9 protein-coding genes are annotated in these 8,367 nt (G+C 62.6%); 3 read left to right on the top strand and 6 right to left on the bottom strand.

From position 1 onward, the window contains the following. Nucleotides 1–355 (top strand): phospholipase D-like domain-containing protein (locus tag ADADOO_RS16530; RefSeq protein ID WP_511278608.1); only part of this gene is annotated, 355 nt, incomplete at its 5' end. On the opposite strand, the gene gluQRS is transcribed toward ADADOO_RS16530, so the two are convergent. Beyond that, complete coding sequence (gluQRS, locus tag ADADOO_RS16525; protein WP_511278609.1) at nt 339–1,253, bottom strand: tRNA glutamyl-Q(34) synthetase GluQRS; 915 nt, start codon at nt 1,251–1,253, stop codon at nt 339–341. The genes ADADOO_RS16530 and gluQRS overlap by 17 nt on opposite strands. Nucleotides 1,254–1,410: 157 nt before the next feature. Between gluQRS and ADADOO_RS16520 the strand changes: the two genes are divergently transcribed. Beyond that, nucleotides 1,411–3,117 carry a cation:proton antiporter domain-containing protein gene (locus tag ADADOO_RS16520; RefSeq protein ID WP_511278607.1) on the top strand — a complete coding sequence of 569 codons (1,707 nt, stop codon included), beginning with the start codon at nt 1,411–1,413 and terminating at the stop codon, nt 3,115–3,117. 15 nt (nt 3,118–3,132) lie between these two features. Here the strand turns inward: ADADOO_RS16520 and ADADOO_RS16515 are convergent, their stop codons facing one another. The 3 genes from ADADOO_RS16515 to ADADOO_RS16505 form a co-directional block, all read right to left on the bottom strand. Further along, the gene (locus ADADOO_RS16515; RefSeq protein ID WP_511278606.1) at nt 3,133–4,020 is read right to left on the bottom strand and encodes a ParB/RepB/Spo0J family partition protein; all 888 of its coding nucleotides are present in this window, start codon (nt 4,018–4,020) and stop codon (nt 3,133–3,135) included. Between the two features lie 84 nt (nt 4,021–4,104). Further along, nucleotides 4,105–4,383, bottom strand: a complete 279-nt coding sequence (locus tag ADADOO_RS16510; protein WP_511278605.1) for an HU family DNA-binding protein — start codon at nt 4,381–4,383, stop codon at nt 4,105–4,107. 162 nt (nt 4,384–4,545) lie between these two features. Beyond that, the gene (locus ADADOO_RS16505) at nt 4,546–5,769 is read right to left on the bottom strand and encodes an ABC transporter substrate-binding protein (RefSeq protein ID WP_511278604.1); all 1,224 of its coding nucleotides are present in this window, start codon (nt 5,767–5,769) and stop codon (nt 4,546–4,548) included. A 221-nt stretch (nt 5,770–5,990) separates the two neighbouring features. Between ADADOO_RS16505 and rpoH the strand changes: the two genes are divergently transcribed. After that, nucleotides 5,991–6,851 carry an RNA polymerase sigma factor RpoH gene (rpoH, locus tag ADADOO_RS16500; RefSeq protein WP_511278603.1) on the top strand — a complete coding sequence of 287 codons (861 nt, stop codon included), beginning with the start codon at nt 5,991–5,993 and terminating at the stop codon, nt 6,849–6,851. Nucleotides 6,852–6,945: 94 nt separating this feature from the next. Here the strand turns inward: rpoH and napH are convergent, their stop codons facing one another. Both napH and ADADOO_RS16490 read right to left on the bottom strand, forming a co-directional pair. Beyond that, nucleotides 6,946–7,821 (bottom strand): quinol dehydrogenase ferredoxin subunit NapH, encoded by an 876-nt coding sequence (gene napH / locus ADADOO_RS16495; protein WP_511278602.1) that lies wholly within the window; start codon nt 7,819–7,821, stop codon nt 6,946–6,948. Beyond that, a partial coding sequence (locus ADADOO_RS16490) for a 4Fe-4S dicluster domain-containing protein (protein WP_511278601.1) occupies nt 7,818–8,367 on the bottom strand: 550 nt, incomplete at its 5' end. The genes napH and ADADOO_RS16490, both read right to left, overlap by 4 nt.

Genomic DNA, 8,367 nt, shown 5'->3' with positions numbered 1-8,367 from the left:
AGCCGGCCTGCGCATCTTCGAGTACGAAAAGAGTTTCATGCATGCCAAGGTTGCCGTCATCGACGGCGAATGGGCCACCGTCGGCTCATCGAACATCGACCCGTTCAGCCTGCTCCTCGCCAAGGAGGCCAATCTTGTCGTGCGCGATGCGGGATTTGCCGGCGAACTCGAAACCAGCCTCCGGAACGCCATGGCCAGCGGTGCCCGCGAACTGCTCGCCGAAGAACTGTCGCGCCAGCCCATCCATTCCCGTTTCCTGCGCTGGCTGGCCTACGGGCTGGTCCGCGCCATGGTCGGCATTGCCGGCTACAGCCAGCGCCACTGGCACGGCGAAGGCACTAAGCCAGAGGAATGATGATCGCCGCTTGCCGCGGAATGGCCGCGAACGACCAGTTCTTAAGCGCCCAGGCCCAGACCTCGGCCACCGTCGCCCGGGCCAGTTCAGCCGGCACGGCCTGACCGAGAAAATCGAGCGCCCGGACCAGCTCGGCCGCCGCGATCTCGCTCGCCAAAGGCCGGGCCAGCGTCTGCTTCGACAGCTTTTCGCCAGCCGCATTGGCGGCCACCGGCAGATGGGCGTAGCGCGGCGTGGAAACACCCAGACAGCGTTGCAGCCAGATCTGGCGCGGCGTCGAGGCGAGCAAATCAGCGCCGCGCACGACTTGTGAAATTTGCTGAAAATCGTCGTCGACCGTAACCGCCAGCTGGTAGGCGAACAAGCCGTCGGCCCGGCGCAGCACGAAGTCGCCGACATCGCTGTCGAGATGCTGGGCGACGCGCCCCTGCAGGCGATCGGCGAAAGCGATTTCGTCGTCATTGACGCGTAACCGCCAGGCCCGCACCGCCCGCCCCAGCGGCAAGCCGGCGCGGCAGGTGCCGGGATACGCCAGCCCGCCATCGACCGCCGGACGCGTCGCCGAATCGGCGATCTCCTTGCGCGAGCAGGCGCAGCCGTAGGCCAGGCCAGCGGACTTGAGCTTTTCCAGCGCCGCTGCATAGGCGTCGAAGCGGTCGCTCTGATACAACACCGACCCATCCCATTCAAAGCCGAAAGCTTCCAGCGTTTTCAGGATGGCATCGGCCGCCCCCGCCACGTTGCGCGGCGTATCGACATCCTCCATGCGCACCAGCCATGCGCCGCCCTGCGTGCGGGCATCGAGGTAGCTGCCGACGGCGGCAACCAGGGAACCGAAGTGCAGCGGGCCGGTGGGCGATGGGGCGAAACGGCCGCGATAGGCGTTGGTGGACACGATTTGAGCGAGGGCAGGAGCGAATCCGGTTAGCGACTATACCAAGCCATTGGCCAAGGATTGAAGCGCTTGGCTTTTCTGGAGGGAATCTTCGGACCGCCCTGCTTGTCCGAAAGAGGACCGTCCGGTAAAAGAGAACAATCGACTCACCAAGGCCCCCATGGACCACAACATTCCCCTGATCACCACCCTGGCGGCCGGCTTCGGCATCGCCCTGATCCTCGGCTTTGCCGCCGAACGCCTGAAGATTCCCGCACTGGTCGGCTATCTCGCCGCCGGCATCCTGATCGGCCCGACCACCCCGGGCTTCGTCGCCGACATGCAGATCGCCGCCCAGCTCTCCGAAATCGGCGTCATGCTGCTCATGTTCGGCGTCGGCCTGCATTTTTCGCTGGGCGACCTCATGGCCGTCAAACGCATCGCCGTCCCCGGCGCCGTCGTCCAGATGGCTTGCGCCACCCTGCTCGGCATGGCCGTGGCCTGGGGTTGGGGCTGGGAATGGGGACACGGCCTGCTCTTCGGCCTCTCGCTGTCCTGCGCCAGCACCGTCGTACTGCTCAAGGCGCTCGAAGCGAGAGGCGTCCTCGACAGCATGAACGGCCGGATCGCGGTCGGCTGGCTGATCGTCGAAGACCTGGCCACGGTGCTCGTCCTCGTCCTGCTGCCGCCGCTGGCCGGTATTCTCGGCGGCAACGCGTCGGCCGCCGCCGGCGACCAGGCACTGTGGATCACCATCGCCCGGACGCTACTCGAGGTCTGTGCCTTCATCGGCCTCATGATGCTCGTCGGGCGCAAACTCATTCCCTGGCTGCTCTGGCACATCGCCGCCACCGGCTCGCGCGAGCTTTTCACGCTGTCCGTCGTTGCCGCAGCCATCGGCATCGCCTACGGCGCAGCCCAGCTATTCAGCGTGTCGTTCGCACTCGGCGCCTTCTTTGCCGGCATGGTCATGCGCGAGTCGGAATTCAGCCATCGCGCCGCCGAAGAATCCCTGCCCCTGCGCGATGCCTTTTCCGTGCTGTTCTTCGTCTCGGTCGGCATGCTTTTCCAGCCGTCGATTCTGGTCGACAAGCCTTTGCAGGTTCTCGGCGTCGTCGCCATCATCATGGTCGGCAAAACGCTGGCCGCCATGGCTCTGGTCCTTGCCCTGCGTTACCCGCTCAACACGGCGCTGACCGTTGCCGCCAGCCTCGCCCAGATCGGCGAGTTTTCCTTCATTCTGGCCGGGTTGGGCCAGTCCCTGGGCCTGATGACGAGCGAAGGGATGAGCCTGATTCTGGCCGGTGCGCTGTTCTCGATTGCCCTCAATCCGCTGATGTTCTCGGCCATCGAGCCCTTGCGGCGCGGGGCGCTCGGCCGGTCAGCCAAGGCCCGCGAGCTGGAACAACGCGGCGATCCGTTTGCCGAACTGCCGATGAGCACCGAGCGCAAATTTCTCGAAAAACAGGTCGTGCTGGTCGGTTACGGCCGGGTCGGGCACCGGATAGCCGAGGCGCTGGAAAGCCAGGGGATTCCTTACGTGGTCGCCGAGCAGAACCGGGAACTGGTCGAAAGCCTGCGCCACAAGGGGATCGCCGCCGTCTCGGGAGATGCCAGCGAGCCTTCCGTCCTGATTCAGGCGCACATTGCCGATGCCGCCATGCTGGTCATCGCCAGCCCAGACCCGATCAACGTCCGGCAGATGGTCGAAACAGCCAGAACACTCAATCCGGACATTGAAATCGTCCTGCGCACCCACAGCGAGGCTGAGTCAGCGCTACTACGCAATGACAAACTGGGCGCCGTTTTTTATGGCGAGGAAGAATTGGCCAAGGGCATGACCGGCCACGTTCTGGCGCGTTTCACCCAGCAGGCCGGGACGGTTTGAGACTGCTCCGCGGGATCAGGAATTCTTCTGGGCCAGGAATTCGTCGATCAGGCGAATAAGTACTTCTTCCTCATCGCCATCGGCCAGGCCGAGCAGTTCAGCGACGAGCCTGACCTTGTCCTGGCTGATCCGACGCCGGGCGCTGGTGATTTTCGGCGTGTCCGGCAGCTCTTCCCACGGCGGAATGTCGGATACCGGCGGCACCGTAACGGCCTGAGCCGCTGCGTCGTAACCCGCGTCCTCCTTCTTTTTCCGCCCGCCGGTGACTTCCAACAGCGCGTTATCGACGACTTTCTTCGACACCTTCTCGCCCTCGGGCAATTGGCCGATTCGGTCGATCAGAACCTCGGCCTTGGCCTCGTTCTTCTTCGCCAGCCGTTCGAGCTGAACGGCGGCACCGGTGCTCGAAATCTTGCCGGCATCGAGCAAGGCGGTGACCTTCTCCGACAGATTGGCGGCTGCCGTCGCCTGGGCCAGCCAGGTCGGCGCCCGGCCGAAGTGCTGGGCCGCCTCATCCGGCGACGCGAAACGCGCCGCGATGGTCTGAATGGCGTTGGCCATTTCACGGGCCTCCAAGGGGGCGCGCACGCCCAGGCCGATATTCTCGAAAACCTGGACCTCGAGGGTTTCCGCCGCCGCGCAGGCACGAACGATGACCGGCACGGTCTTTTCGCCGGCCAGAATGGCCGCCTGCCGACGCCGCTCGCCGACGACAATGGTGTAGCGGCCAGCGGCATGCGCCGGCCTGACGACCAGCGGATGAATCACGCCCATTTTCTGAATGGAATTAGCCAGCCCCTTGAGGCTGCTTTCGTCGATGTTCTGTCGGGGATGTTGCGGATCGGGTTCGATCAAGCTGACATCAATGAGCTGAAAATCAGACGAACTATCTTTGAAAGTCATGGCCATTCACTTTGAAACAAAGAGATCAAAAAGCAAAAAGCCCCAGAAATCCAGGCTCTGGGGCTTTTTGGGCTGAGCGCCGGATTACTTCTTGGCGACGGCGGCCTTGAAATTGCTGCCAGCCGAAAACTTCGGCACGGTCGTCGCAGCGATCGACAGCTTTTCGCCGGTCTTCGGGTTCTTGCCTTCGCGGGCAGCGCGGGCCGATGCCTTAAAAGTACCGAAGCCGATCAGGGACACCGAGTCGCCACTGGCCACGGCAGCAACAATGGCGCCGGTCACGGCGTCGAGGGCCTTGGCGGCGTCGGCCTTGGTCAGACCGGCTTCTTCGGCGATGGCATCAATCAGTTCGGATTTGTTCATGTTCATTCCTTGGTTTGGTCAAAGCGGGTTTGGCCCGCGGAAAAAGCCAGCGGACCAGAAGGGGCGCAATTTTAGGGCTTTTAAGGGGGGAAGCAACCCAAATATGAAAACGGAGCGGGGTCGGCTATGTCAATTTTGGCCATTTTTTGCGGTTGACCGTCGCTATCGGCCTGGGGTTTTCGTCCGCATGATCACCGCGCTGCTCGCGTCTTCCTTGTAGGCATAGGCGACTTGGCCCTGGCGAATTTCGCCCATGACGACCATGTTGCCGGCGACGGCCTCGTGGTCGGTTTTGCTGAAAGGCCGGGCGTAGCGGGAGACGACGGTCGATACCGTCTGATAATGCAGGTCTTCGAGGGCGGCCTGAATCTGCGGACCGGCCGTCGAATTGGCCTGAAAGATAGCTAGCGAGATCAGGCGCAACGCATCGTAAGTCTGGGCTGCCGCGACGGCCGAGGGAATCCGGCGGACATTATTGATCTTCCGGTAATTCAGCGAAAACTGGCTTTTCACCGAACTCAGCTCGCTCTCGACAAAGGTCACCGATGTCCTGGCCCCCTCGGCGCTCTTCCCGGCCTTGTCGATGAAAGTCTGTTGCGACAAGGTCCACGGGCCGACCATCGGCAACTTCAAATCCATTTTCTCGGCACTTTTTACCACCGTCGCCGCATCCGCCCCCAGGCAGTACATGACGATGACGTCGGCGCCGCTCTCCCTGACCCTTTGCAACAACGCCGTCATGTTCACCTCGCCGACCTTGAACCCCTCGACTAGCACCGGCTTGAGCTGACGTCGGGCCAATTCGGCCAGGACGCTCTGCCGGCCGAACTGGCCATAAGGCGATTCGTCGTGGAGCAACGCAATCTTGTCGAGCTTGCGCCGGTCGATCACGTCGTTGAGGATAACCACCGGCTGCAGTTCGTCGCTGGCCGAGGTACGGAACACATAACTGACCGGATAAGCCGGCGGCATGAATGACCGGGTCACCGTCGCGCCGGTGGCGCCGCTCACGATGACCGGGATTTTGGCCTCCTGGAGCACCTTGGCCGAAGGTAGCGCAACGCCGGTATTGGCGAAGCCGACCACGGCAACTACCTTCTCCTTGTCCACCAGTTCCCGGGCCATGGCCACCCCGACCTCGGGTGTGGCCTGGTCGTCACGGACAACCAGCTCAATCGGCCGCCCCAGTATTCCGCCGGACTGGTTAATGTCCGAAACAAAAACCTTGGCCCCGCCAACGATGCTCAGCCCCATATCCTCGGACGATTTTGAACTGAGCGGTCCGATCACGCCGATCCGGATACTTTGCGGCTCGGCGAATAGCGGGCCGCTCCCGAGCACAAATGTGACACCTAAAAACAGACAGAAGCTTTTGAATATGTACATTATTGTCCCCTTGGTTGGTAACTGCCCATCGGGCCCTCCTGCCTCGATGCCACGCATCGGATAACCATGGCATGGTCCAACCAGCCTAAACCCGGCGTGGTTTTTTCTGCATTGGTGCTTTCCCTGACGCCACCCTTCGTCCGGGAAACTTTTTCCGGCCTTAGCACTCTTAGGCAGCGAGTGCTAATATAGAGATGTAATTTGAAGGAGGACATTACGCTATGACCCATGCCCTGACACTTCCCATCCCGTCAGCTATCGGCAACATCGACGCCTATATTCAGGTGGCGAACCGTTATCCGATGCTGGCCGAGGCGGAGGAAATCCGGCTGGCCGAGCGTTTCCACAACGAAGGCGATGTGGAAGCGGCGCGTCAGCTCGTGCTTTCGCACCTGCGTCTCGTCATCTCCATTGCCCGTGGCTATCTCGGCTACGGCCTGCCGCACGCCGACCTGATCCAGGAAGGCAATATCGGCCTGATGAAAGCCGTCAAGCGCTTCGACCCGACGCGCGGCGTGCGTCTGGTGTCGTTTGCCATGCACTGGATCAAGGCCGAGATTCACGAGTACATCCTGAAAAACTGGCGTCTGGTCAAAGTGGCGACGACCAAGGCCCAGCGCAAGCTGTTCTTCAACCTGCGCAGCCTGAAGAGCGATTACGAAGGCGTCGATACGCTATCCGGCACGCAAGCGGCTGAAGTCGCGGCGCGCCTGGGCGTCAAGCAGAACGAAGTGGTCGAGATGGAAACCCGCCTGTCGGGCCGCGACATCGCGCTGGAAGGCAATCCGGATGACGGCGACGAAGCCTTTGCGCCGATCGATTACCTGGCTGATTCGCGTTACGAGCCGACCCGTGTGCTCGAAAACAAGGCGGTTGCCCGCCTGCAGGATGAGGGACTGCAAGAAGCCCTGGCGACGCTCGACCCGCGTAGCCGGCGCATCGTCGAAGCCCGCTGGTTGCCGGAAGGCGAGGCTGCCACGCTGCACGACCTGGCCGCCGAATTCGATGTGTCGGCCGAGCGGATTCGCCAGATCGAGGTCAAGGCGCTACAGAAGATGCGCGGCGTCCTGGCCGAAGCCTGAGCGCGCATTTCGATTTTGGCTGTTTTTCCCGGTTGACCGTAGGAATGGCCTGAACAAAGGGAGCTGGCCGGCTCCCTTTGTTTTTGTCCCGATCTCAAGGCGCCGGATCGGCCACCGCGTGGCGCCCGCCGAAGCGGAAGACATCCTTCGAGCAGACATCGATACAGCGACCGCAATTGGTGCAATTCGGCGCCAGAATCACCGGGCCGCTGCCCTTGCCTTCGCCTTTCAGCGCCGGCCGGATGACCTGCGGCTCGGGGCACACCGCGAAGCAGTCCATGCAGTCGTTGCAGGCCGAGCGCTTGGTCGCGGCTACCCGCAACGGGCTCCGCCGACCGAGCAGGCTGTAGAAAGCGCCGACCGGGCAAAGCCGACCGCACCAGCCACGACTGGTCACGAACAGATCGAACAGGAAAATAGCCAACACCACGGTCCACGCCATGCCCATGCCGAAAACCAGGCCGCGCTGCAGCATCGACACCGGGTTGACCAGTTCCCACAGCACCACGCCGGTGATCGCCGCGCCGACGAAAGTCATGCCGAGAATCCAGTAGCGCGTATTGCGGCCAAGCTGGGCGCCGCCCTTGATGCCAAGCCGGTCACGCAGCCAGCCGGCGGCGTCGGTGACCATATTGACCGGGCATACCCAGCTGCAATAGACGCGCCCGCCGACCAGCAGATAGAAGCCGAGCACGATGGCCATACCGACCAGCCCGAGGGTTTCCGGCAGGTGGCCGGTAAGCATCGATTGCAAAGCAACGTAAGGATCAGTCAGCGGCAAAACCCCGAGCGTGTAACTGTAGGCCAGGTTGCCCTTGACGATCCACAGGCCAAACCACGGTCCGGCGAGAAACAGGGCGAGGATCGACAATTGCGAAAGGCGGCGCAGGATCAGCCATTTGTGAGCATGGAACCAGCCTTTTTCGGCCACCGCTTCGGCCCCGATACGCTTCCTTTGGGCGCTGCTCATGGCTTATCTCCCAATCCGGGCGGATGGCTCGGAATCGCGCCGGCCTCGCTCCCCGGCAGGCCGCGCATGCTCTCGGTGTGACCGCTGGCCGGATCGTAGTGACCAGGCAGGACCGCGCCTTCCGGCAGACGGTCGGGCAGGTCGTGTATTGTCGATTCATCGATCAGCGAATGGCCGGCCTTGGATTTTTCCTCCCAGCCCACCCGGTAGTGCTTGCCCAGTTGGCCCTTGGCCAGCTTGGGTGGCAGGATGCGGATGGCTGCCTCTTCAAGGACGCAGGATTTCTCGCATTTGCCGCAGCCCGTGCAGAATTCCGAATGCACGGTCGGCAGGAACATGGCGTGGCGGCCGGTGCGTGGATTGGGCACGGTTTCGAGCGTGATGGCCTTGTCGATCACCGGGCAGACGCGATAACAGACATCGCAGCGCAGGCCGAGGAAGTTGAGGCAGGTTTCGTGGTCGATGAGCACGGCGACACCCATCTTTGCCTTGTTGATGTCGGTCAGGCTATGGTCAAGCGCACCGGTCGGGCAAGCCTTGATGCAG

It is taken from the genome of Azonexus sp. (genome assembly GCF_036170495.1).
Taxonomy (GTDB): domain Bacteria; phylum Pseudomonadota; class Gammaproteobacteria; order Burkholderiales; family Rhodocyclaceae; genus Azonexus.
This window is presented reverse-complemented; position numbering and strand designations above follow the sequence as displayed.